The sequence below is a fragment of the Stutzerimonas nitrititolerans genome, assembly GCF_003696285.1.
Lineage (GTDB): Bacteria > Pseudomonadota > Gammaproteobacteria > Pseudomonadales > Pseudomonadaceae > Stutzerimonas > Stutzerimonas nitrititolerans.
On record NZ_RFFL01000007.1, the window covers coordinates 196598 to 219183 of the forward strand.

The 22586-nt window shown below is 62.7% G+C and carries 19 protein-coding genes; 2 read left to right on the top strand and 17 right to left on the bottom strand.

What is annotated here, in order from left to right; translation table 11 throughout:
• Nucleotides 1-64 precede the first annotated feature (64 nt).
• From dnaE to rpsB, 16 genes are all read right to left on the bottom strand, one after another.
• Nucleotides 65-3586, bottom strand: coding sequence for a DNA polymerase III subunit alpha (gene dnaE, locus EA795_RS11070; protein ID WP_122077258.1), 3522 nt, complete (start codon nt 3584-3586; stop codon nt 65-67).
• 91 nt (nt 3587-3677) lie between these two features.
• Nucleotides 3678-4319 carry a ribonuclease HII gene (rnhB, locus tag EA795_RS11075; protein ID WP_014853638.1) on the bottom strand — a complete coding sequence of 214 codons (642 nt, stop codon included), beginning with the start codon at nt 4317-4319 and terminating at the stop codon, nt 3678-3680.
• Nucleotides 4319-5452 carry a lipid-A-disaccharide synthase gene (gene lpxB / locus EA795_RS11080; RefSeq protein WP_122077261.1) on the bottom strand — a complete coding sequence of 378 codons (1134 nt, stop codon included), beginning with the start codon at nt 5450-5452 and terminating at the stop codon, nt 4319-4321. Before lpxB ends, rnhB begins: the two co-directional genes overlap by 1 nt.
• Nucleotide 5453: 1 nt before the next feature.
• On the bottom strand, nt 5454-6230 hold the full coding sequence (lpxA, locus tag EA795_RS11085) for an acyl-ACP--UDP-N-acetylglucosamine O-acyltransferase (RefSeq protein ID WP_058074335.1): 777 nt from the start codon (nt 6228-6230) through the stop codon (nt 5454-5456).
• Complete coding sequence (gene fabZ / locus EA795_RS11090; protein ID WP_058074334.1) at nt 6227-6667, bottom strand: 3-hydroxyacyl-ACP dehydratase FabZ; 441 nt, start codon at nt 6665-6667, stop codon at nt 6227-6229. Before fabZ ends, lpxA begins: the two co-directional genes overlap by 4 nt.
• A gap of 88 nt (nt 6668-6755) precedes the next feature.
• Complete coding sequence (lpxD, locus tag EA795_RS11095; protein ID WP_122077265.1) at nt 6756-7817, bottom strand: UDP-3-O-(3-hydroxymyristoyl)glucosamine N-acyltransferase; 1062 nt, start codon at nt 7815-7817, stop codon at nt 6756-6758.
• Between the two features lies 1 nt (nt 7818).
• Nucleotides 7819-8322 carry an OmpH/Skp family outer membrane protein gene (locus tag EA795_RS11100; RefSeq protein WP_058074332.1) on the bottom strand — a complete coding sequence of 168 codons (504 nt, stop codon included), beginning with the start codon at nt 8320-8322 and terminating at the stop codon, nt 7819-7821.
• Between the two features lie 47 nt (nt 8323-8369).
• Nucleotides 8370-10775, bottom strand: coding sequence for an outer membrane protein assembly factor BamA (gene bamA, locus EA795_RS11105; protein WP_122077268.1), 2406 nt, complete (start codon nt 10773-10775; stop codon nt 8370-8372).
• 62 nt (nt 10776-10837) lie between these two features.
• On the bottom strand, nt 10838-12190 hold the full coding sequence (gene rseP / locus EA795_RS11110) for an RIP metalloprotease RseP (protein WP_122077270.1): 1353 nt from the start codon (nt 12188-12190) through the stop codon (nt 10838-10840).
• Between the two features lie 109 nt (nt 12191-12299).
• Complete coding sequence (ispC, locus tag EA795_RS11115) at nt 12300-13490, bottom strand: 1-deoxy-D-xylulose-5-phosphate reductoisomerase (RefSeq protein ID WP_122077273.1); 1191 nt, start codon at nt 13488-13490, stop codon at nt 12300-12302.
• The gene (locus EA795_RS11120; protein ID WP_122077275.1) at nt 13487-14302 is read right to left on the bottom strand and encodes a phosphatidate cytidylyltransferase; all 816 of its coding nucleotides are present in this window, start codon (nt 14300-14302) and stop codon (nt 13487-13489) included. The genes ispC and EA795_RS11120 overlap by 4 nt, the downstream gene beginning before the upstream one ends.
• Nucleotides 14296-15057, bottom strand: coding sequence for a polyprenyl diphosphate synthase (gene uppS / locus EA795_RS11125; RefSeq protein WP_014853648.1), 762 nt, complete (start codon nt 15055-15057; stop codon nt 14296-14298). Before uppS ends, EA795_RS11120 begins: the two co-directional genes overlap by 7 nt.
• A gap of 155 nt (nt 15058-15212) precedes the next feature.
• Complete coding sequence (gene frr / locus EA795_RS11130) at nt 15213-15770, bottom strand: ribosome recycling factor (RefSeq protein WP_014853649.1); 558 nt, start codon at nt 15768-15770, stop codon at nt 15213-15215.
• Nucleotides 15767-16510 (bottom strand): UMP kinase, encoded by a 744-nt coding sequence (gene pyrH / locus EA795_RS11135; protein ID WP_014853650.1) that lies wholly within the window; start codon nt 16508-16510, stop codon nt 15767-15769. The genes frr and pyrH overlap by 4 nt, the downstream gene beginning before the upstream one ends.
• A 194-nt stretch (nt 16511-16704) precedes the next feature.
• The gene (tsf, locus tag EA795_RS11140) at nt 16705-17574 is read right to left on the bottom strand and encodes a translation elongation factor Ts (RefSeq protein WP_014853651.1); all 870 of its coding nucleotides are present in this window, start codon (nt 17572-17574) and stop codon (nt 16705-16707) included.
• Nucleotides 17575-17698: 124 nt separating this feature from the next.
• Nucleotides 17699-18439, bottom strand: coding sequence for a 30S ribosomal protein S2 (rpsB, locus tag EA795_RS11145; protein WP_014853652.1), 741 nt, complete (start codon nt 18437-18439; stop codon nt 17699-17701).
• Nucleotides 18440-18721: 282 nt separating this feature from the next.
• Between rpsB and map the strand changes: the two genes are divergently transcribed.
• Both map and EA795_RS11155 read left to right on the top strand, forming a co-directional pair.
• Complete coding sequence (gene map / locus EA795_RS11150; protein WP_014853653.1) at nt 18722-19504, top strand: type I methionyl aminopeptidase; 783 nt, start codon at nt 18722-18724, stop codon at nt 19502-19504.
• Nucleotides 19505-19544: 40 nt separating this feature from the next.
• Complete coding sequence (locus EA795_RS11155) at nt 19545-22247, top strand: [protein-PII] uridylyltransferase (RefSeq protein ID WP_122077278.1); 2703 nt, start codon at nt 19545-19547, stop codon at nt 22245-22247.
• Nucleotide 22248: 1 nt separating this feature from the next.
• On the opposite strand, the gene EA795_RS11160 is transcribed toward EA795_RS11155, so the two are convergent.
• On the bottom strand, nt 22249-22578 hold the full coding sequence (locus EA795_RS11160) for a Na+/H+ antiporter subunit G (protein WP_014853655.1): 330 nt from the start codon (nt 22576-22578) through the stop codon (nt 22249-22251).
• Nucleotides 22579-22586: the final 8 nt, after the last annotated feature.

Consider the following 22586-nt stretch of genomic DNA (forward strand, 5'->3'; position numbering starts at 1 on the left):
TCGGGTCGCTCGGGTAGCGGCCGGCCAGGCGCCAGCGATCCTGGTCACGAACCGAGGCTGGCCGCTATCGGTATTGGAGGAAGACGTTGTCGCGTCCGAACTGGTCACGCAATACCTGAATCAACTGATCCGCCGGATCGATTCGCCAGCTCTCGCCGAACTGCAGCAGCGCCCGCGCATCGCTGCTGGTGTACTCCAGGGTGATCGGGCAGGCACCGCGGTGACGGCCGCAGACATCGGCCAGCCAGCGCATGCGATCACCCTTGAGTGCTTCGCTGGCGACCTTCACCCGCAGGCTTTCGGCCAGGCCGGTACGTGCTTCTTCCAGGCTCATCACGCGCTTGGCGCGCAGGCGCAGGCCGCCGGAGAAGTCATCGTTGCTGACTTCGCCCTCCACCACCACCAGGGCATCGGTCTGCAACAGCGCCTGAGCCGTATTGAAGGCCTCAGCGAACAGCGAGGCCTCGATGCGCCCGGAGCGATCGTCGAGGGTGATGAAACCCATCTTGTCGCCTTTCTTGTTCTTCATCACCCGCAGGTTGACGATCAGCCCCGCCACGGTCTGGGTATCGCGCGCCGGCCGCAGGTCGATGATGCGCTGGCGGGCGAAGCGCCGCACCTCGCCTTCGTATTCGTCGATCGGATGGCCTGTGAGGTAGAGACCGAGGGTGTCCTTCTCGCCCTTCAAACGCTCCTTGAGCGAAAGCTCGCGGGCCTTGCGGTGGTTGGCGTAGACATCCGCCTCGGGTTCGGCGAACAAACCGCCGAACAGGTCCATATGGCCGCTTTCCTCGCTGCGCGCCGTCTGTTCGGCGGCCTGCACCGCTTCTTCCATGGCTGCCAGCAGCACCGCGCGGTTGCGGTCGATATTGGCCTGGTAGGCCTTGGGCTCGTCATGGAAGTACGGTCCAAGGCGATCCAGCGCACCGGATCGAATCAACGCCTCGAGGGTGCGTTTGTTGATGCGCTTGAGGTCGATTCGCGCGCAAAAATCGAACAGATCCTTGAACGGCCCGCCCTCGGCACGGCACTCGGCGATGGCCTCGACCGGCCCTTCGCCGACCCCCTTCACCGCACCCAGGCCGTAGACGATGCGGCCGTCGTCGTTGACGGTGAACTTGAACTCGGAAACGTTGACGTCCGGCGGATCGATGCGCAGCTTCATGCTGCGGCATTCCTCGATGAGGATCACCACCTTGTCGGTGTTGTGCATATCCGCCGAAAGCACCGCAGCCATGAACGGCGACGGATAGTGTGCCTTGAGCCAGGCGGTCTGGTAGGAAACCAGGCCGTAGGCGGCCGAGTGCGACTTGTTGAAGCCGTAGCCGGCGAACTTCTCTACCAGGTCAAAGATGTTGCCCGCCAACTCAGGCTCGATGCCATTGTTCGTGCAGCCTTCGATGAAACCGCCGCGCTGCTTGGCCATCTCCTCGGGCTTCTTCTTGCCCATGGCGCGGCGCAGCATGTCCGCGCCGCCGAGGGTATAGCCGGCCATGACCTGGGCGATCTGCATCACCTGTTCCTGGTACAGGATGATGCCGTAGGTGGGCTTGAGCACCGGCTCGAGACCCGCGTACTGATAGTCCGGATGCGGGTAGGAAACCTCGGCGCGACCATGCTTGCGGTTGATGAAGTCGTCCACCATGCCCGACTGCAGCGGGCCGGGACGGAACAGCGCCACCAGTGCGATGAGGTCTTCCAGGCAGTCCGGCTTGAGCTTCTTGATCAGCTCCTTCATGCCGCGCGATTCGAGCTGAAACACCGCGGTGGTCTCGGCCTTCTGCAACAGCTGATAGGTCGGCTTGTCGTCCAGCGGGATGAAGTCGATGTTCACCGGCTCCAGGCCCTTCTTGGCCTGCTCGCGGTTGATGGTCTCCAGCGCCCACTTGATGATGGTCAGGGTGCGCAGGCCGAGGAAGTCGAACTTCACCAGGCCGGCCTGTTCCACGTCGTCCTTGTCGAACTGGGTCACCAGACCACCGCCTTCCTCGTCGCAGGCGATCGGCGCGAAGTCGGTGAGCTTGGTCGGCGCGATCACCACGCCGCCGGCGTGCTTGCCGGTGCCGCGGGTGATGCCTTCGAGCTTGAGCGCCATGTCCCAGATTTCCTTGGCGTCCTCGTCGACGGCAAGGAAGTCGCGCAGCGGCTCCTCCATCTCGTAGGCCTTTTCCAGGGTCATGCCGACTTCGAAGGGGATCATCTTCGACAGCCGATCGGCCAAGCCGTAGGATTTGCCCTGCACCCGCGCCACGTCGCGTACCACCGCCTTGGCCGCCATGGTGCCGAAGGTGATGATCTGGCTCACCGCGTTGCGCCCGTAAGCCTCGGCCACGTAGTCGATCACCCGGTCGCGGCCGTCCATGCAGAAGTCGACGTCGAAGTCGGGCATGGAAATCCGTTCCGGGTTGAGGAAGCGTTCGAACAGCAGGTCGTAGGCCAGCGGGTCGAGGTCGGTGATCTTCAGCACATAGGCCACCAGCGAACCGGCGCCCGAACCCCGGCCCGGGCCGACCGGCACGCCGTTGTTCTTGGCCCACTTGATGAAGTCCATGACGATCAGGAAGTAACCGGGGAAGCCCATCTGGATGATGGTGCCCAGCTCGAACTCGAGGCGGTCGACGTAGACCTGCTTCTTCGCCTCATAATCGGGCGTGTCCCTGGGCAGCAGGACCTCCAGGCGCTCCTCCAGGCCCTCGAACGACACCTGGCGCAGGTAGTCGTCGATGGTCATGCCTTCGGGCACGGGGAAGTTCGGCAGGAAGTAGGTGCCCAGCTGCACCTCGATGTTGCAGCGTTTGGCGATCTCGACGGTATTTTCCAGCGCCTCGGGCAGGTCGGCGAACAGCTCGGCCATTTCCGCCGGCGTCTTCAGGTATTGCTGGTCCGAGTAGGTGCGCGGCCGACGCGGATCACCCAGCACGCGCCCTTCGCCGATACAGACGCGCGTCTCGTGGGCCTCGAAATCTTCCTGCTTGAGGAAGCGCACGTCGTTGGTCGCCACCAGTGGCGTGCCGCTGCGTTCGGCGAGGGCGACGGCGGCGTGCAAATGCTCTTCGTCGTTGACCCGACTGGTGCGCTGAACCTCCAGGTAGAAGCGCTCGGGGAAGACTTCGCACCATTCGGCCAGCAGCGCATCCGCCAGGCCCTGCTCGCCATTGAGCAGCGCTTGACCGACCTCCCCTTCCTTGGAACCCGACAGGGCGATCAGGCCGTCGGCGGCCTGCTTGACCCAGTCGCGCTCGATGATCACCAGATCGTTGCGCTGCCCCTCGGCCCAGCCGCGGGACACCAGCTCGGTGAGGTTGCGATAGCCTTGTCCATTCATCGCCAGCAGCGTCAGCCGGCTCAGCGGACCGTCCTCGTCGCGGCTGGCCAACCAGATGTCGGCGCCACAGATCGGCTTGACGCCGGCGCCCTGCGCCGCCTTGTAGAACTTGACCAGCGAGCACATGTTGCTCTGATCGGTAACCGCCACCGCCGGCATGCCCGCGGACGCCACCGTCTTAACCAGTGGCTTGACGCGCACCAGCCCATCGACCAGTGAGTATTCGGTATGCACGCGGAGGTGGACGAAGGAAACAGGCATGAACGAACCCTGGGCTGGCGAAACGACAAGCGCGGGATTGTACCGGAAAACAGCTCGCGGGCAGGTTGCCGCTAGCGCGCCCGATGAATGCTCAGACGAGCAAGGCGCTGTCGACGAGGGGTTCGGCGACCGGAGCAGCCTGCTCCAGCAGGTTGCGCACCGGCGCGAAGGAGCGCCGGTGAATGATGGTCGGCCCCAGCCGTTGCAGGGCTTCCAGATGGGCCGCGGTCGGGTAACCCTTGTGGCCGGCCAGCCCGTAGCCGGGGTAACAGAGATCCAGCGCGCACATTTCGCGGTCACGACTGACCTTGGCCAGTATCGACGCCGCCGCGATTGCCGGCACCTGTCCATCGCCCTGGATGACCGGCGCACTGGGCACCGACAGCTGTGGGCAGCGGTTGCCGTCGATCAGGGCCAGACGCGGCGTCACGCTGAGTCCTTCGACCGCACGCTGCATCGCCAGCATGGTGGCGTGAAGGATGTTCAGCCGATCGATTTCCTCGACCTCGGCACGCGCGATGCACCAGGCGAGGGCCTTCTCGCAGATTTCCTCGAACAACGCCTCGCGACGAACCTCGCTGAGTTTCTTCGAGTCGTTGAGACCGAGGATCGGCCGCGCCGGATCGAGAATCACCGCCGCGGTGACCACCGGACCACAGAGCGGGCCACGACCGACCTCGTCGACGCCGGCGACGAGTTCTTCGACGAGATTGAAATCGAGCCCGAACTGCATCACGGTCTCCCAACCAGCTCGAGCACGGCATCGGCCGCCTGGCTGGACGCATCGCGACGCAGAGTGCGATGGATTTCATCGAAACCCTCGGTCTGCACCTCGCCATGTTCGAGCAACGGCGAGAGCAGTTGAGCCATGGCCTCAGGGGTCGCGGCCTCCTGCAACAGCTCGGGCACCAGCAGCCGCTGTGCCAGCAGGTTGGGCAGGGACACGTAGGCGCTCTTGACCATGCGCTTGAGGATGCTGAAGGTCAGCGGCGCAACGCGATAGGCCACCACCATCGGCCGCTTGTAGAGCAGCGCCTCGAGCGTTGCCGTGCCCGATGCGATCAGTACCGCATCACAGGCGGCGAGCGCCTCGTGAGAACGACCGTCGATCAGGGTCAGGGGCAAGTCCCGTCCGGCCAGCATCTGCTCCAGTTGCGTACGCCGCTCGGGGCTGGCGCAGGGCATGACGAAGCGAATGCCGGGCCGCAAGCCACGCAACCGCTCGGCGGCATCCAGGAACAGGCTACCCAAACGCGCCACCTCGCCACCACGACTTCCAGGCATCAGCGCAACGATAGGCGCGTCCGCCGGCAAGTTCAGCAACACTCGCGCGGCGTCCCGATCCGCACACAGCGGAATGGCGTCGGCCAGCGGATGACCGACGAAGCGCACCGCCACCTGATGGGCGTCGTAGAACTTCGCTTCGAAGGGAAACAGCGTCAGCATCAGATCGCAGCCGTCGCGAATCTTCAGCACGCGCTTCTGCCGCCAGGCCCATACCGAGGGACTGACATAGTGCACCGTCTTGATGCCGGCGCGACGCAGCTTGAGCTCGAGATCCAGGTTGAAATCCGGCGCATCGATGCCGATGAACACGTCCGGCCTGACATCCAGCAGGGTGCGAAGCAGGCGCTTGCGGCGCGACAGCAGCTCGGGCAGGCGCCCCAGCACTTCGACCAGCCCCATGACCGCCAGACGCTCGAGCGGGAAATAGGATTTCAGCCCTTCGGCTTCCATCCGCGCACCACCGACCCCGACGAATTCGACGTCCGGATGCCGGACCTTGAGTGCCTGCATCAGGCCCGCGCCGAGAATGTCACCGGACGACTCGCCGGCAACCAGCGCCACTGTCAGCGGCCTGCTCATATCAGCGGGTGATACCGCGCGTGGAAGACTGGACCGAATCACGGAACAGCGCGACCTCGGGGAATGCCAGCGCGTCCTCGACCAACTCGGCCAGCGCGGCTTCCACCGTCAGGCCCTTGCGGTAAACAGTCTTGTAGGCACAGCGCAGGGCATGGATGGCCTCGGCGCTGAAACCGCGCCGACGCATGCCTTCGAAATTCATGCTGCGCGCCTCGGCCGGATTGCCGAACACGGTGACGAACGCCGGCACGTCCTTGCCGATGGCAGTGCCCATGCCGGCGAAGCTGTGGGCTCCGATATGGCAATACTGATGGACCAGCGTATAGCCCGACAGGATCGCCCAGTCGCCCACATGCACGTGTCCCGCCAGCGCGGTGTTGTTGACCAGGATGCAGTGATCGGCGATCACGCTGTCGTGACCGATATGGGCATAGGCCATGATCAGGTTGTGGTGACCGATGGTGGTCTCGGAGCGATCCTGAATGGTGCCGCGATGGATGGTCACACCCTCGCGAATCACATTGTGATCGCCGATGACCAGTCGCGTCGGTTCGCCCTTGTACTTGAGATCCGGGGTGTCCTCGCCGATCGACGAGAACTGGTAGATGCGGTTGTGGCGACCGATACGGGTCGGCCCCTTGACGATCACATGTGAGGCGATCACCGTCCCCTCGCCTATCTCGACGTCCGGACCGATGATCGACCAGGGTCCGACCTGGACGTCATCAGCCAGCCGGGCCGTCGGATCGACGATGGCGCGGGGGTCGATCAGACTCATATCTTCTGTTCCGCACAGATGATCTCGGCGGCGCAGGCCGTCTTGCCATCGACGCTGGCCCGGCACTCGAACTTCCAGATGCCGCGCTTGGCGCTGAGAAAGCTGGCTTCGAGAACCAGTTGATCGCCAGGCACCACGGGCTGGCGGAAGCGCAACTTGTCCGAGCCGACGAACACGTAGAGCGTGCCGTCGTCGGGTTTGGTTTCCATCATTCTGAAGCCGAGGATACCCGCCGCCTGCGCCATCGCCTCGATGATCAACACGCCCGGCATGATCGGATGGCGCGGGAAATGCCCCTCGAAGAAGGGCTCGTTGATCGAAACGTTCTTGTAGGCGCGAATACGCTTGGCGTCCATGTCCAGCTCACTGACCCGGTCGACCAGCAGGAACGGGTAGCGGTGAGGCAGGTATTGGCGAATCTCGTTGATGTCCATCATGTCAGGAAAAAGCCTGTAAGAATTATGGGGCTCGCCTGTGCGGCGGCACGGCTGCATCGTCCAGAAAAACCACAATCAGACGATAAGGTCAGGCATCAGAAGCCGTATCTCCCGCTGGGGTCACGGTATCCAGGCGTTTTTCCAGCTGTTGCAGACGACGAGCCAACTTGTCCAGCTGACGGAACCGGGCGACGCTCTTGCGCCAATCGGCAGCAGGCTGCACGGCGGTACCGGACGAATAGCTGCCCGGTTCGGTGATCGAATGCGTGACCATGGTCATGCCGGTGATGAAGGCGTTGTCGCAGATCTCGATATGACCGACCATGCCGACGCCCCCGGCGATCATGCAATGGCGGCCGATCTTGGTGCTGCCGGAAATACCGCAGCATCCCGCCATGGCCGTGTGATCGCCGATCTGCACGTTGTGCGCGATCATGATCTGGTTGTCCAGCTTGACGCCGTTACCGATCAGGGTGTCCGACAGGGCGCCGCGGTCGATGGTGGTGTTGGCACCGATCTCCACGTCATCGCCGATGCGTACGCCGCCGATCTGGGCGATCTTTTCCCAGACGCCCTTGGCATTGGCGAAGCCGAAGCCTTCACCGCCGATCACCGCGCCCGGCTGGATCACCACCCGCTCACCGATGATCACGTCATGCCCGAGCGTGACCCGCTGCGCCAGACGACCACCGGCACCGATGCAGCTGCGCGCGCCGATGAAGGACTGCGCGCCGATCACCACGCCCGCACCGATTCGCACACCGGCCTCGATGACCACCTGCGCACCGATGCTGGCGGAGGGATGCACCTCGGCCTCGGCGTCCACCACTGCGCTGGGATGAATGCCCGGCGTGACCTGCGGGCGCGTCTCGAACAGGTGCGAGGCGCGGGCATAGGCCAGATAGGGATTATCGACGACCAGCGCCGCACCCGGATAACCTTCGGCGTCGGCCGAGGTCAGCAATACCGCGCCGGCGCGGCAATCGGCCAGGTAACGGCGGTACTGTGCGTTGGCGAGAAAACTCAGCTGCCCGGGCCCGGCATCCTGCAAGGTAGCCAGCCCGGTAACGACCTTGTCCGGATCGCCACGAAGCGTGGCGCCCAAGTGCCCGGCCAAATGCCCGAGCGTCAATGCGATTGAATCGGCCATATCAACGCAGCTGGTTCATGCGCTCGATGACCTGACGGGTGATGTCGTACTGCGGCTTGACATCGACCACCGCGCCGCGCTCGAACACCAGGTCGTAATCGCCCTTCTTGATGACTTCTTCCACCGCCTTGTCCAGCTTGGGCTTGAGCTGCTTGAGCATTTCGCGGTCGGCCACGGCCTTGGACTCGTTGAGCTCCTTGGACTGGAACTGGAAGTCACGGGCCTTCTGCTTGAACTCGAGCTCGAGGCGCTCGCGTTCGGCCTGCTGCATCTTGTCGCCATCCTTGACCAGGCGGTCCTGGATACGCTTGGCATCGCTCTCGAGGTTCTTCAGCTTTTCCAGCTGCGGGCCGAACTTCTTCTCGGCATCCACCGAGTAACGCTTGGCCGCGTCGGACTCGAGCAGCGCCATCTGGTAGTTCATGACGGCGATCTTCATGTCGGCGAATGCCGGGGTCGCTACCAGCGCGGCGGCGACGAGAAACAGTTGAGTCAACTTGCGCACGATTTAAACCACTCCTGAAAAACCCTGATACCGGCGGCACCAGTTGATTAGAAAGTCTGCCCCAGGGAGAACTGGAACACCTGCGTATCGGCATCGTCCGGCTTCACCACCGGCATCGCCAGGCTGAAACTCAGCGGCCCCATGGCGGTGATCCAGGTCAGACCCACGCCGACCGAACTGGCCATGTCGCCGAAATCGATATCGCTACAATTGTTCGAACCGGACGGGCAGTTGGTATCGAACACATTACCAACATCCCAGAAGAAAGAGGTGCGCAGCGAGCGCTGATCCTTGACGAACGGCATCGGGAACAGCACCTCGAGACCACCCTGGACCAGCACGTTACCACCGAAGGGCCTCGGATCCTGATCATCGGTACAGGTAGGCCGCCCCTGTCTATCGACACCGCACTGGCCTTCACCCGTCAACGGAGCTCCGGTAACAGGGTGATAGGCCTGGCTCGGCGTACTGCGCGGGCCGAGGCTGCTGTCTTCGAAGCCACGCACCGAGTTGAAGCCACCGGCATAGTAATGCTCGTAGAACGGCAGGCGCGAGGTGGAGCCATAGGCGTCGCCATAACCCAGGCGCGTATGCATGCGCAGGGTGTAGTTCTGGGTCATGGGCACGAACAACTGGCCGTTGTAGTCGAGCTTGTAGAACGACAGATCGCTGCCCGGAATGGTGGTTTCGAACACCAGGCTCTGCGAATGGCCACGAGTCGCCAGCACGCCCCGGTTTAGCGTCGATTCGGACCAGCCCACCGATGCTTTGAAGTTGAGGAAGCTGTCGCCTTCCTCCTCCATGAAGTCGTATATCTCGTCGACGGTATAGCGGCCGGTGTCCAGGTCGTCCTGCTGCACGGTAAGCCCGAAGGACAGGCGTGAGGTTTCGCTGATCGGATAACCGATATTGACGCCGCCACCCAGGCTGTCCACCGAGTAGCTGGACACATCGTAATCGAGCTCGTCGTAGTCGGTGGTGCGATAGAAGGCGTTGTAGCCGAGGCTCACGCCGTCTTCGGTCCAGTAGGGATCGACGAAGCCGAAGTTGTAGCGCGTCTGGTATTCGCTGCGGTTGAGGCCGAGGCTCACACGGTTGCCGGTACCGAGGAAGTTGTTCTGGCTGATCGAGCCACCGAGGATCAGGCCCGCGTTCTGGGCGAAGCCGATACTGGCCATGATCGAACCGGACGGCTGTTCCTCGACGCTGTAGTTGACGTCGATCTGGTCGTCGGTACCCGGCACCTGGGGCGTCTCGACGTTGACTTCCTTGAAGAAGCCCAGGCGCTCGAGGCGGACCTTGGACTGGTCGATCAGGTAAGTCGAGGCCCAGCCGCCTTCCATCTGGCGCATCTCGCGACGCAGCACTTCGTCTTCGGTCTTGGTGTTGCCGCGGAAATTGATGCGGTTGACGTATGCGCGCTTGCCCGGATCGACCACGAAGGTGATGGATACGGTGTTGTCTTCGTCATGGGCTTCGGGCACGCCATTGACGTTGGCGAAGGTGTAGCCCTCGTTGCCCAGGCGGCGGGTGATCAGTTCGGAGGTCGTGGTCATGACCTTGCGCGAAAACACCTGCCCTTCCTTGGCGAGCAGCAGTGCCTGCAGCTCTTCCTGCGGTACCTTGAGATCGCCGCTGAGCTTGACGTCGCGCACGGTGTAACGCTCGCCTTCGGCGATGTTCACGGTGACGTAGACGTCCTTCTTGTCCGGCGTGATGGATACCTGGGTCGAGGTGATATCCATGTTGATGTAGCCGCGATCCAGGTAGTAGGAGCGCAGGCGCTCGAGGTCGCCGGAGAGTTTTTCGCGGGCATACTTGTCGTCGTTGCGGAAGAACGACAGCCAGTTGGTCGTCTTCAGCTCGAACAGGTCCACCAGGTCTTCGTCGGCGAAGACACTGTTGCCGACGACGTTGATGTGCTTGATCGCCGCCACCGAGCCTTCGTTGATCTTGATCTTCAGGGCGACCCGGTTGCGCGGCTGGGCAATGGCCTCGGTCTCGATGGTCGCCGAGTAGCGGCCCTGGGCGACGTACTGGCGCTGCAGTTCGTTGCGCACGCCTTCGAGGGTGGCTCGCTGGAAGATCTCGCCTTCGGCCAGCCCCGACTGCTGCAGTCCGGAGAGCAGGTCTTCGGTCTTGATCGCCTTGTTGCCGTCGATCTCGATGCTCGAAATCGATGGTCTTTCCACCACGCTGATCACCAGCACGTCGCCTTCGCGACCGAGCTGGATGTCCTCGAAGAAGCCGGTCCGGAACAATGCGCGGGTCGCCTCGACCAGGCGCGCATCGTCGGTTGCCTGCCCCACGTTCAGAGGCAATGCACCGAATACGCTACCGGCGGAAACCCGCTGCAGACCGTTGACGCGGATATCGGAAATCGTGAAAGACTCGGCGTGAACCTCGGCGATCATCAATGCGGAAATCACCGCAGGTAGCAGCAGACGTTTCATGAAGTCCTTTCTTATTCAAACCTGATAATTGAACTTGCGCTTGGCGCGGTGACATTTCGGCATTACAAGCGGCCAAGATCATTGACCAGCGCTAGCAGCATCACCCCAACCACCAGGCTGATACCGATCTGTACGCCCCACCCCTGCACCCTGTCCGACAAGGGACGTCCACGGACCCATTCGACGAGATAGAACAGCAGGTGCCCCCCATCAAGCACCGGGATCGGTAACAGATTGAGAACCCCCAAACTGATGCTCAGGTAGGCAAGGAAGTTGAGAAAATCCCCGAACCCCGACTGGGCAGAAGCGCCCGCCACTTTAGCAATGGTTATCGGGCCGCTCAAGTTTTTTACCGAGAGCTCCCCGAAGAGCATTTTGCGCAGCGAATCGAGGGTCAGAACACTCATCGTCCAGGTGCGCTCGAGCCCCTCGCCCACCGCCGCCAGCGGGCCGTAGCTCACTTCGCGGAGCATTTCCGCCGGCCACTCACCCGCCTCGACGCCGGCACCCAGGTAACCTCGCTGACTGTCGCCTTCGCCACGCACGGCGAGCGTCAGCGGCACCTCCAGCTGCAGACCGTCGCGCTCGACCTGCAACGACACCGATTTGCCCGGTAGCCGGCCGACCTGATCGATAACCTCCTGCCACTCATTCAATGGCTGGCCGTCGAGGCTCAGCAGGCGATCCCCCAGGGCGATGCCAGCCTTCTGCGCCGGGCCCTCGGGATCCAGTTGAGCAATGACCGGCGGGATTTCCGGGCGCCAGGGGCGGATTCCCAGCGAACCGATGGGATCGGGCTCCTCGACTCCTTTCAACCAGTCGCTGAGCTGCAGTTGCAGATGCTGTTCGGCGGAGCCCTGCAGATCACGCACATGCAGGTCGAGCACACCGCTCTCCCCGAGACGGCGAATCAACTGCAGGTTGACGCCGGCCCAGCCCTCGGTACGTTCGCCATTGACCGCAACGATTTCCTGCCCCGGCATCAGTCCAGCCTGCTCGGCCATGCTGCCGGGCTGGACCGCGCCGACCACCGGCCGGATCTGCTCGCTGCCGAGCATCGCCAGCACCCAGAAGAACAGCAGCGCCAGAATGAAGTTGGCCAGCGGCCCTGCCGAAACGATCGCGATACGCTGCTTGACGCTCTTTCGATTGAACGCCTGGCTCAGCAAGCTCTCGGGAACCTCGCCTTCGCGCTCGTCGAGCATCTTCACGTAGCCGCCGAGCGGAATCGCCGCCACCACGAACTCGGTGCCATGCCGGTCATGCCAGCGCAGCAGCGGGCTGCCGAAGCCCACCGAGAAGCGCAGCACCTTGACGCCACAACGCCGTGCCACCCAGAAATGACCGTACTCGTGAAAGGTAACCAGCACACCCAGTGCGACCAGGGTGCCGATGATCATGTACAGCGCGCTCATAAAAACCTCTGCCTCGAAAGGCCTTCAGGCATCGAATCCTCGCGGGATCGGGTTCGAGCCGGTAACACGAACGACAGTCGCTGCAGCACCTGCCTGACTGAGCGATCGATCAGCAACCGCGGCCATCCAGCCAGCCCATGGCCAGGCGGCGAGCCTGCTCGTCGGCGGCGAGCACGTCTTCCAGGCAGCGCACCGCGACCGACGCCTGCCGCTCCAGAACGCTCTCGATGATACTCGCGATCTCGGTGAAGCGTATGCGCCCCTGCAGAAAGGCTTCGACGGCGATCTCGTTGGCGGCGTTGAGCATTGCCGGAGCCGTCCCGCATTGCTCTGCGGCCTGCCGCGCCAGCCGCAGACAGGGGAAGCGCTGCTCGTCGGGCGCGCGGAATTCGAGCTGTCCGATCTGCAGCAGATCCAGCGGCGACACACCGGAGTCGATCCGCTCGGGCCATGCCAGCGCATGGGCGATCGGCGTGCGCATGTCCGGATTGCCCAGCTGCGCCAGCACCGAGCCGTCGATGTAGTCGACCATCGAATGGATCACGCTCTGTGGATGAACGACGACCTCCACCTGATCGGGCCGCGCATCGAACAGCCAGCAGGCCTCGATCAGCTCGAGCCCCTTGTTCATCATGCTGGCCGAGTCCACCGAAATCTTGCGCCCCATCGACCAGTTCGGATGCGCACAGGCCTGTTCGGGCGTCACGGCAGCCAATCGCTCGACGGGCAGTTCACGGAACGGACCACCGGATGCGGTCAGCAGAATGCGGCGCACGCCGACCTTGGTCAGCCCGTTGGAATAGTTGCCGGGCAGGCACTGGAAGATCGCGTTGTGCTCACTGTCGATCGGCAGCAATACCGCGGCGCTGTCACGCAGCGCCTGCATGAACAGCGCGCCGGACATCACCAGCGCTTCCTTGTTGGCCAGCAGCACGCGCTTGTCGGCCTGCACCGCCGACAGCGTCGGGCGCAACCCGGCAGCACCGACGATGGCCGCCATCACCACATCCACTTCAGGATGCACGGCGACTTCGCTCAACCCACCCTCGCCGACCAGCACTCGCGTCTGCAGGCCATCAGCGAGCAGTTGCGCCTGCAACGCGCGCGCCTGCTCGGCGTCGGCAACCACGGCATAGCGCGGCGCATGCCGCTGGCAGAGTGCTCGCAGTTCGGCGATACGGCTGAAGGCGGTCAACGCGAAAGCCTGGTAATGCTGCGGATGGCGAGCGACGACATCCAGCGTGCTCAAGCCGATGGAGCCTGTCGCCCCGAGTACCGTTACCTGTAAGGGTCTGTTCACCAGGCACCCCAGCCAGCCATCCACAACAACAAGGCGAACACCGGAACCGCGGCGGTGAGACTGTCGATACGATCCATCACGCCCCCATGCCCTGGCAGCAGCTGGCTGCTGTCCTTGATGCCAGAGCTGCGCTTGAACATGCTTTCGGTCAGGTCGCCTACCACGGAGATCAGCACCACCAGCGCGGCACCCAGCAGCGCCAGGACCAGTTCGCCCATGGACCAGCCGCGATAAAGCCCGACGCAGAAAGTGATCAGCAGGCTGGTCAGCAGACCACCGAGAAGCCCTTCCCAGCTCTTGCCCGGACTGACCTGCGGCGCGAGCTTGCGGCGCCCGAAGCGCTTGCCGGAGAAATAGGCACCGATATCGGCCGCCCACACCAGCACCATCACCGCCAGGATCAGCCAGTTGCCCAGCTGCCATTGCTTGAGCACGACCAGCGCCTGCCAGGCAGGCAGCAGCACCAACAGCCCGATGATCAGGCTACCAGGCGCGCCGCCCCAGTATCTGCGGCTGTCCGGATAGCTCAGCACCAGTGCCGTGGCGGCCAGCCACCAGATACCGCCGGCGACCAGCAACCAGGGCGCCAGGGCCGGTGCCTGGTGGAGCAGAGCCAGGAGCAGCACCACCACCAGCGCATAGCCGACTCGCACCGGCTGCCCGGCGAACCCGGCCAGGCGCGCCCACTCCCAGGCTCCGAGCGACACGACCAGACCAATGAACAGGGCGAAGGCCAGGCCTTCGAGAAGAAAAAAGCCGATCAGCGCGATCGGCAGGAGAATGGCAGCCGTGATGATGCGTTGCTTCAACATTCCGCACGGACCTCGGTTTCGATCTGGTCGCTGGTTTTACCGAAACGCCGCTGACGCTTGGCGAAATCGGCCAATGCCTCACGCATGGCGCGCTGCTTGAAATCCGGCCAGAACAGGTCGGAGAAGTACAGCTCGGCATAGGCGAGCTGCCATAACAGGAAATTGCTGATGCGCCGCTCGCCGCCCGTACGGATACACAGATCCGGCAGCGGCATGTTTCCGGTGGCGAGAAAGCTCTGGAAGAGCTCGGGAGTCACGGCATTCGGGTCGAGCCGGCCTGCCTGCGCCTCTCGGGCCACATGCTGTGCGGCCTGCATGATGTCCCACTGGCCACCGTAATTGGCGGCCACCTGCAGAACGAAACGGTCGTTCCCGGCGGTCATGGCCTCCGCTTCGAGCATGGCGGCCTGCAGATCGGCATGGAAGCGGCTGCGATCGCCGATGATGCGCAGACGGATGCCGTTCTCGTTGAGTTTGCGGGCTTCCCGACGCAGGGCCGTCAGGAACAGCTCCATCAACGCGCCCACCTCGTCGGCGGGCCTTTGCCAGTTCTCGCTGGAGAAGGCGAACAGTGTAAGGACTTCGACACCGGACTCGGCACACACCTCGATCACGGCCCGAACCGCATCGACACCGGCCTTGTGTCCAGCCACGCCCGGCAGGAGACGCCTCTTTGCCCAGCGGTTGTTGCCATCCATGATGATTGCCACATGGCGGGGTACGTTCCACCGGGCAATCTGCCTGACCTTTTCCATCAAACGACTCTACCTGCGCTCATTCACGCTGCAAACAATTGGAGGAGTCGCCGAACGACCCCCTGGGGTATAACGAAATCCCCTAGCCTGCCGACCCGTTTCAGGCCGACAGGTTCCGACACGAGCGGTCCGGATGGACGAGATCGAAAACGGCATCACACCGCCATCAGATCCTGTTCCTTGCTTTCCAGCGCCTTGTCGATCTCCGCAACGTACTTGTCGGTCAGCTTCTGCACGTCGTCCTGGCCGCGACGCTCTTCGTCTTCGCTGATCTCCTTCTCCTTGACCAACTCCTTGAGCTGGGCAAGCGCATCACGGCGGATGTTGCGCACTGCAACCCGGGAGTTCTCGGCCTCGGCACGCGCCTGCTTGGTGAAGCCCTTGCGGGTTTCCTCGGTCAGCGCCGGCATCGGCACGCGAATGGTGGTACCGGCAGTGGCCGGATTCAGGCCCAGGTCGGAGGTCATGATGGCTTTTTCGACAGCCTGGATCATGCTCTTGTCGAACACGGTCAGCGCCAGCGTGCGGGAATCCTCGACGGTGACGTTGGCGACCTGGCGCAGGGGCGTATCACTGCCGTAGTAGGAAACCATCACGCCGTCGAGGATGCTCGGATGCGCGCGCCCGGTGCGGATCTTGGCGAATGCGTGCCCCAGGGACTCCAGGCTCTTCTTCATGCGCTCCTGCGCGTCTTGCTTGATCTCGTTGATCATTGATTCGGTTCCTCGATCAGGGTTCCTTCAGCGCCGCCAAGTACGATATTGAGCAGGGCGCCGGGCTTGTTCATGTTGAATACCCGCAGCGGCATGTCGTGGTCACGACACAGGCAGATGGCCGTCAGGTCCATCACACCCAGCTTGCGGTCGAGCACGTCATCATAGGTCAACTGCTCGAATTTCTCGGCATTCGGATCCTTGAACGGATCGGCCGTGTAGACGCCATCGACCTTGGTGGCCTTGAGCACGACGTCCGCATGAATCTCGATGGCGCGCAGGCAGGCGGCCGAATCGGTGGTGAAGAACGGATTGCCGGTACCAGCCGAGAAGATCACCACTTCACCGCTCTTGAGATGGCGCATGGCCTTGCGGCGGTCGTAATGATCGGTGACGCCGACCATGGAGATGGCAGACATCACCAGCGCGGGAATATTCGAGCGCTCCAGCGCATCGCGCATGGCCAGGGCGTTCATGACGGTCGCCAGCATGCCCATGTGGTCGCCAGTGACGCGATCCATCCCGGCCGCCGACAACGCCGCGCCGCGAAACAGGTTGCCGCCGCCGATGACCAGACCGACCTCGACGCCGATTCCGACCAGCTGGCCGACTTCCAGCGCCATACGATCGAGCACCTTGGGATCGATGCCGAAATCTTCCGAGCCCATCAGGGCTTCGCCGCTTAATTTGAGCAGAATGCGTTTATAGCGAGGATTGCGTGCACTCATCTGCTGAGCCATTGGCGTTGTCTCTCCTGCGGCGTACATGACTGAACTGGCGTTCCAACCAGCGAACAACGGCGCTATGACAGCGCAGCCGTGGATTGGTGCCAGGCGGTGACTATAACGTGACGAAAAAAACTATTCCGCCGCCCAATTCGACAAAGAGGCCGCGCGCGTGAGCGGGCAGCCTCTTCGAGGACAGCAGGGAGACCTTACTGCTTGGTAGCGGCGACCTGGGCAGCGACTTCAGCGGCGAAGTCGACCTCGGCGCGCTCGATGCCTTCGCCCACTTCGTAACGCACGAAGGAAACGATTTCGGCACCGGCTTTCTTCACCAGGTCACCGACCTTGACTTCCGGATCCATGATGAAGGCTTGCTCGACCAGGCTGGCTTCGGCCAGGAACTTGTTGATACGGCCCTTGACCATGTTTTCGACGATGTTTTCCGGCTTGCCGGCAATCTTCTCGGCGTTCAGCTGCAGGAAGATTTCCTTCTCCTTGGCGACCAGCTCTTCCGAGACCTGATCCGGAGAGACGACCGCCGGGTTGGAAGCAGCGACGTGCATGGCGACATGCTTGGCCAGCTCCTCGTTGCCGCCTTTCAGAACGACCAGAACACCGATGCGGTGGCCGTGCAGATAGGCACCCACGGTTTCGCCGGAAACGGCAGTCAGGCGACGGATGTTGACGTTTTCGCCGCACTTGGCGACCAGCGCTTCGCGATTGCTCTCCTGAGCGGCGATCAGCGGAGCGGCATCGGTCATGTTCTCGGCGAAGGCCTGCTCGACGCTGTTGGCGACGAAGTTCTTGAAGTCTTCCTGCAGAGCCAGGAAGTCGGTCTGGGAGTTGACTTCGATGATCACGGCACGCTTGTTGTCATCGGCGACCTTGACGGCGATCGAGCCTTCGGCAGCGATGTTGCCGGCTTTCTTGGCGGCCTTGATGGCGCCAGCGGCACGCATGTCGTCAATGGCTTTCTCGATGTCGCCGCCAGCGGCGGTGAGTGCCTTTTTGCAATCCATCATGCCTTGGCCGGTGCGCTCGCGCAGTTCTTTAACCAGGGCTGCAGTAATCTCTGCCATGTTCGCAAATCCTCTCGATTCGTTATCGACATCGCCCTTCGCTCGGGCGATCAATTCGGAAGTGGCAAAAAGGGGGCATAGCCCCCTTCTTGTTCACCGGGTATCAACTAGGCGTACTACTCGCTCAGCCTTGAGCAGCCTCAGGGGCGGCTTCTTCGACGAACTGCTCGGCACCGCCGGTGCCGTTCTGGCGGCCACGCAGCACGGCGTCGGCCATGGAGCCCAGATAGAGTTGCACGGCACGGATTGCATCATCGTTACCGGGGATGATGTAGTCGACGCCTTCCGGGCTGCTGTTGGTATCGACGATGCCGATGACCGGGATGCCCAGCTTGTTGGCTTCGCTGATGGCGATGCGCTCGTGGTCGACGTCGACGACGAACATGGCGTCCGGCAGACCGCCCATATCCTTGATACCACCCAGGCTGCGCTCGAGCTTCTCGAGGTCACGGGTGCGCATCAGCGCTTCTTTCTTGGTCAGCTTGTCGAAAGTACCGTCCTGGGACTGGGTTTCCAGCTCGCGCAGGCGCTTGATCGACGCACGGATGGTCTTGTAGTTGGTCAGCATGCCGCCCAACCAGCGATGATCGACGTACGGCGAGCCGCAACGTGCAGCTTCTTCGCGAACGATCTTGCCAGCGGAGCGCTTGGTGCCGACGAACAGGATCTTGTTCTTGCCCGCAGCCAGCTTTTCAACGAACTGCAGCGCGTCGTTGAACATCGGCAGGGTTTTTTCGAGGTTGATGATATGGATCTTGTTGCGCGCGCCGAAAATGTACTTGTTCATTTTCGGGTTCCAGTAACGGGTCTGGTGGCCGAAGTGCACACCGGCCTTCAGCATGTCGCGCATGGTGACTTGAGTCATTTGGTACTTCCTCAGATAAGTCGGGTTAGGCCTCCACGCGCCCCGATATCCAACTCTTTCGAGCACCCAGGATACCGTGTCGACACGTGTGTGGAATTCAAGCAAAACGGTGGTCCCCGTTGAGCGGCGCGTTTTATAGCACAAACGCAAAGCTGGACGCCATAGGCGGCAAGCGCGGAACCGATATCCGGCGCGCGATGCCGCTCCTTCGCCCCACCCGCACCGCCCTGTTTCAAGCTGCTAACATAGCGCCTTTCCCTTTCCGCACCCCGAGAGTTCCCAATGACTGTCACCATCAAGACGCCTGAAGATATCGAGAAGATGCGTATCGCCGGCCGCCTGGCCGCCGAGGTGCTGGAAATGCTCGAAGAACACATTCGCCCCGGCGTCACCACCGACGAACTGGACCGCCTCTGCCACGATCACATCGTCAACGTGCAGCAGGCAATTCCGGCACCGCTCAACTACAAGGGCTTTCCCAAGTCCATCTGCACTTCGATCAACCACGTGGTCTGCCATGGCATCCCCAATGACAAGCCACTGAAGGATGGCGACATCCTCAATGTCGACATCACCGTGATCAAGGACGGCTACCACGGCGACACCAGCCGGATGTTCATGGTCGGCAAGGTTCCCGAATGGGCCGAACGACTGTGCCGCGTCACCCAGGAATGCCTCTACAAGGGTATCGAGATCGTCCGCCCCGGCACCCGTCTCGGCGATATCGGCGAGGTGATCCAGAAGCATGCGGAGAAGAACGGTTTTTCCGTGGTTCGCGAATACTGCGGCCACGGCATCGGCAAGGTCTTCCACGAAGAGCCGCAGGTGCTGCATTACGGCCGCGCCGGCACCGGCCTGGAACTGAAGGAAGGCATGACCTTCACCATCGAGCCGATGATCAATCAGGGACGCGCCGAGACCCGCCTGCTGGGCGATGGCTGGACCGCCATCACCAAGGATCGGAAACTGTCGGCGCAGTGGGAGCACACCATCGTGGTCACCGCCGATGGCTACGAGATATTCACGCTGCGCAAGGACGACACCATCGCGCGCACATCGGCCTGACCCATTTCCCCAGCCAGCTTCCTCGAAGGAGGGCCAGCGCATGCCGCAGGTTGACCCCGAGCTGTTCGATCGCAGTCAATTCCAGGCCGAGCTGGCGCTCAAGTCCAGCCCCATCGCCGCCTTCAAGAAGGTGATCGGCAAGGCGCGCAAGATTCTCGATGCGCGCTTCCTGGCCGGACGGGATATCCGGCGCCTGGTGGAAGACCGGGCCTGGTTCGTCGACCAGATCCTGCGCGCCGCCTGGCAGCGCTTCGACTGGAACGAAGATGCCGATATCGCGCTGGTGGCGGTGGGCGGTTATGGCCGCGGCGAGTTGCACCCCTACTCCGACATCGACCTGCTGATCCTGCTCGATGACAGCGACCGGGAAATTTTCCGCGAGGCCATCGAAGGTTTTCTGACCCTGCTCTGGGACATCGGCCTGGAGGTCGGCCAGAGCGTGCGTTCGGTGGCCGAATGCGCCGAAGAGGCGCGCGCGGACCTGACGGTGGTCACCAACCTGATGGAAAGCCGCACCATCGCCGGCCCCGAGCACCTGCGGCAAGACATGCTGAAGGTCACCAGCCCGAACGAAATGTGGCCGAGCAAGGAATTCTTCCTCGCCAAGCGCAACGAGCAACGCGCCCGTCATTCCAAGTACAACAATACCGAGTACAACCTGGAGCCCAATGTCAAAGGCTCTCCGGGCGGGCTGCGCGACATCCAGACCATCCTCTGGATCGCACGCCGCCAGTTCGGCACGCTGAACCTGAACGCCATCGTCGACCAGGGCTTTCTCACCGAAGGCGAAAACTCGCTGCTGGTTTCGGCCCAGGCGTTTCTCTGGCGCGTCCGTTACGGGCTGCACATGCTGGCCGGCCGTGCCGAGGATCGCCTGCTGTTCGATCACCAGCGCAGCCTCGCCGCTCTGCTCGGCTACGAAGACAACGACGCCAAGCTCGCGATCGAGCGTTTCATGCAGAAGTACTACCGGGTGGTGATGAGCGTTTCCGAACTCAGCGACCTGGTGGGCCAGCACTTTGCCGAGGTGATTCTCTGGGAAGGCGACAGCGGGCCGGCCGTGCCGCTCAACAGCCGCTTCCTGGTGCGCGACAACTACCTGGAGGTCGCCAACGACTCGGTATTCAAACGCACGCCCTTCGCCATCCTCGAGGTCTTCGTGCTGCTGGCGCAGAACCCTCGGATTCAGGGTGTGCGCGCCGAAACCATCCGCCTGCTGCGCGACCACCGGCACCTGATCGACGACGAGTTCCGCAGCGATATCCGCAACACCAGCCTGTTCGTCGAGCTGTTCAAGTGCAAGGAAGGTATCCATCGCAACCTGCGTCGGATGAATCGCTACGGAATCCTCGGCCGCTACCTTCCCGAGTTCGGTCATATAGTCGGGCAGATGCAGCACGACCTGTTCCACATCTATACCGTGGATGCGCACACCCTCAACGTCATCAAGTACCTGCGCAAGCTGAGCAAACCCGGCGTCGCGGAGAAGTATCCGCTGGCCAGCAAGATCGTGGAGCGCCTGCCCAAGCCCGAGCTGATCTATATCGCCGGCCTTTATCACGACATCGCGAAGGGCCGCGGCGGCGACCACTCCGAGCTCGGCGCCGTGGACGCCCAGGCGTTCTGCATCCGCCACAAGCTGCCGGCCTGGGATACGCGCCTGGTGGTCTGGCTGGTTGAGAACCACCTGGTGATGTCGACGACCGCCCAGCGCAAGGATCTCTCCGACCCGCAGGTGATCAACGACTTCGCCCAGGCGGTCGGCGATGAAACCCACCTGGACTATCTGTACGTGCACACCGTGGCCGACATCAACGCCACCAACCCGACACTGTGGAATTCCTGGCGGGCCAGCCTGCTGCGTCAGCTGTACACCGCGACCAAGCGGGCACTCAAGCGCGGGCTGGAAAACCCGCTGGAGCGCGAGGAGCAGATTCGCCAGACCCAACGGGCGGGGCTCGACAGCCTGGTGCGCAACGGCACCGACCCGGACGAGGCCGAGCAACTGTGGGCGCAACTGGGTGACGACTACTTCATGCGCCACTCATCGACCGACGTGGCCTGGCATACCCAGGCGATCCTCCGGCACGGCGACAGCAGCGAGCCTCTGGTTCTGATCAAGGAAACCACCCAGCACGAATTCGAGGGTGGCACGCAGATATTCATCTATGCCGCCGACCAGCATGACTTCTTCGCCGTGACGGTGGCGGCGATGGACCAGCTCAACCTGAACATCCACGACGCCCGCATCATCACCTCCAGCAGCCAGTTCACCCTCGACACCTACATCGTGCTGGACGCCGATGGCGCACCGATCGGCAACGATCCCGAGCGCATCCAGGAGATCCGCCAGGGCCTCACCGAGGCGCTGCGCAATCCCGAGGACTACCTGACGATCATAAAGCGGCACGTCCCGCGGCAGCTCAAGCACTTCGCCTTTCCGCCACAGGTCACCATCCACAACGACACCCAGCGGCCACAGACCATCATCGAGGTCATCGCGCCGGATCGCCCCGGCTTGCTGGCACGCATCGGCCAGCTGTTCCTGGAGTTCGACCTTTCCGTGCAGAACGCCAAGATCGCCACAATGGGTGAACGGGTCGAAGACGTCTTCTTCGTGACCAACGCCGACAATCAGCCGCTGTCGGACCTGCAGTTGTGCACGCAGCTACAGCAGGCGCTGGTCAAGCAGCTGAGCCAGGAGAACGAGCATCAACCCTCCCCCAGCAGCATCGTGATCTAGATCAGTCCCACGGCTTGCCGCGGGTGCGCTCGATGGTTTCGAGTTTCTGCTGCATGGCTGCCTTGGCCAGCATGTGCGCACTGACCGGGGCGGTGATGAACAGGAACAGGGTGATCAGCAGCTCATGCAGGCTCAGGCCCTCGCCATGATGGCTGAAGAAAATCGCCGAGCCGATGATGATGCCGCCGACGCCAAGAGTGGTGGCCTTGGTCGGGCCATGCAGACGGGTGAAGAAATCCGGCAGCCGGAACAATCCGATCGCCCCGATCAAGGCGAACAGGCTGCCGGTCAGCAGAAAGAAACAGATGAGCAATTCGAGCCAGAAAGACACGTGAATCT

What these genes read in the sequence shown, in the direction of transcription:
- EA795_RS11155 (WP_122077278.1), top strand. Translation starts at nt 19,545, where the DNA reads ATGCCGCAGGTTGACCCCGAGCTGTTCGATCGCAGTCAATTCCAGGCC.
- lpxD (WP_122077265.1), bottom strand. Translation starts at nt 7,817, where the DNA reads ATGGCCGATTCAATCGCATTGACGCTCGGGCATTTGGCCGGGCACTTG.
- rpsB (WP_014853652.1), bottom strand. Translation starts at nt 18,439, where the DNA reads ATGACTCAAGTCACCATGCGCGACATGCTGAAGGCCGGTGTGCACTTC.
- bamA (WP_122077268.1), bottom strand. Translation starts at nt 10,775, where the DNA reads ATGAAACGTCTGCTGCTACCTGCGGTGATTTCCGCATTGATGATCGCC.
- pyrH (WP_014853650.1), bottom strand. Translation starts at nt 16,510, where the DNA reads ATGGCTCAGCAGATGAGTGCACGCAATCCTCGCTATAAACGCATTCTG.
- lpxA (WP_058074335.1), bottom strand. Translation starts at nt 6,230, where the DNA reads ATGAGTCTGATCGACCCCCGCGCCATCGTCGATCCGACGGCCCGGCTG.
- rnhB (WP_014853638.1), bottom strand. Translation starts at nt 4,319, where the DNA reads ATGCAGTTCGGGCTCGATTTCAATCTCGTCGAAGAACTCGTCGCCGGC.
- uppS (WP_014853648.1), bottom strand. Translation starts at nt 15,057, where the DNA reads ATGGAAAAGGTCAGGCAGATTGCCCGGTGGAACGTACCCCGCCATGTG.
- lpxB (WP_122077261.1), bottom strand. Translation starts at nt 5,452, where the DNA reads ATGAGCAGGCCGCTGACAGTGGCGCTGGTTGCCGGCGAGTCGTCCGGT.
- map (WP_014853653.1), top strand. Translation starts at nt 18,722, where the DNA reads ATGACTGTCACCATCAAGACGCCTGAAGATATCGAGAAGATGCGTATC.
- rseP (WP_122077270.1), bottom strand. Translation starts at nt 12,190, where the DNA reads ATGAGCGCGCTGTACATGATCATCGGCACCCTGGTCGCACTGGGTGTG.
- frr (WP_014853649.1), bottom strand. Translation starts at nt 15,770, where the DNA reads ATGATCAACGAGATCAAGCAAGACGCGCAGGAGCGCATGAAGAAGAGC.
- EA795_RS11120 (WP_122077275.1), bottom strand. Translation starts at nt 14,302, where the DNA reads ATGTTGAAGCAACGCATCATCACGGCTGCCATTCTCCTGCCGATCGCG.
- dnaE (WP_122077258.1), bottom strand. Translation starts at nt 3,586, where the DNA reads ATGCCTGTTTCCTTCGTCCACCTCCGCGTGCATACCGAATACTCACTG.
- fabZ (WP_058074334.1), bottom strand. Translation starts at nt 6,667, where the DNA reads ATGATGGACATCAACGAGATTCGCCAATACCTGCCTCACCGCTACCCG.
- tsf (WP_014853651.1), bottom strand. Translation starts at nt 17,574, where the DNA reads ATGGCAGAGATTACTGCAGCCCTGGTTAAAGAACTGCGCGAGCGCACC.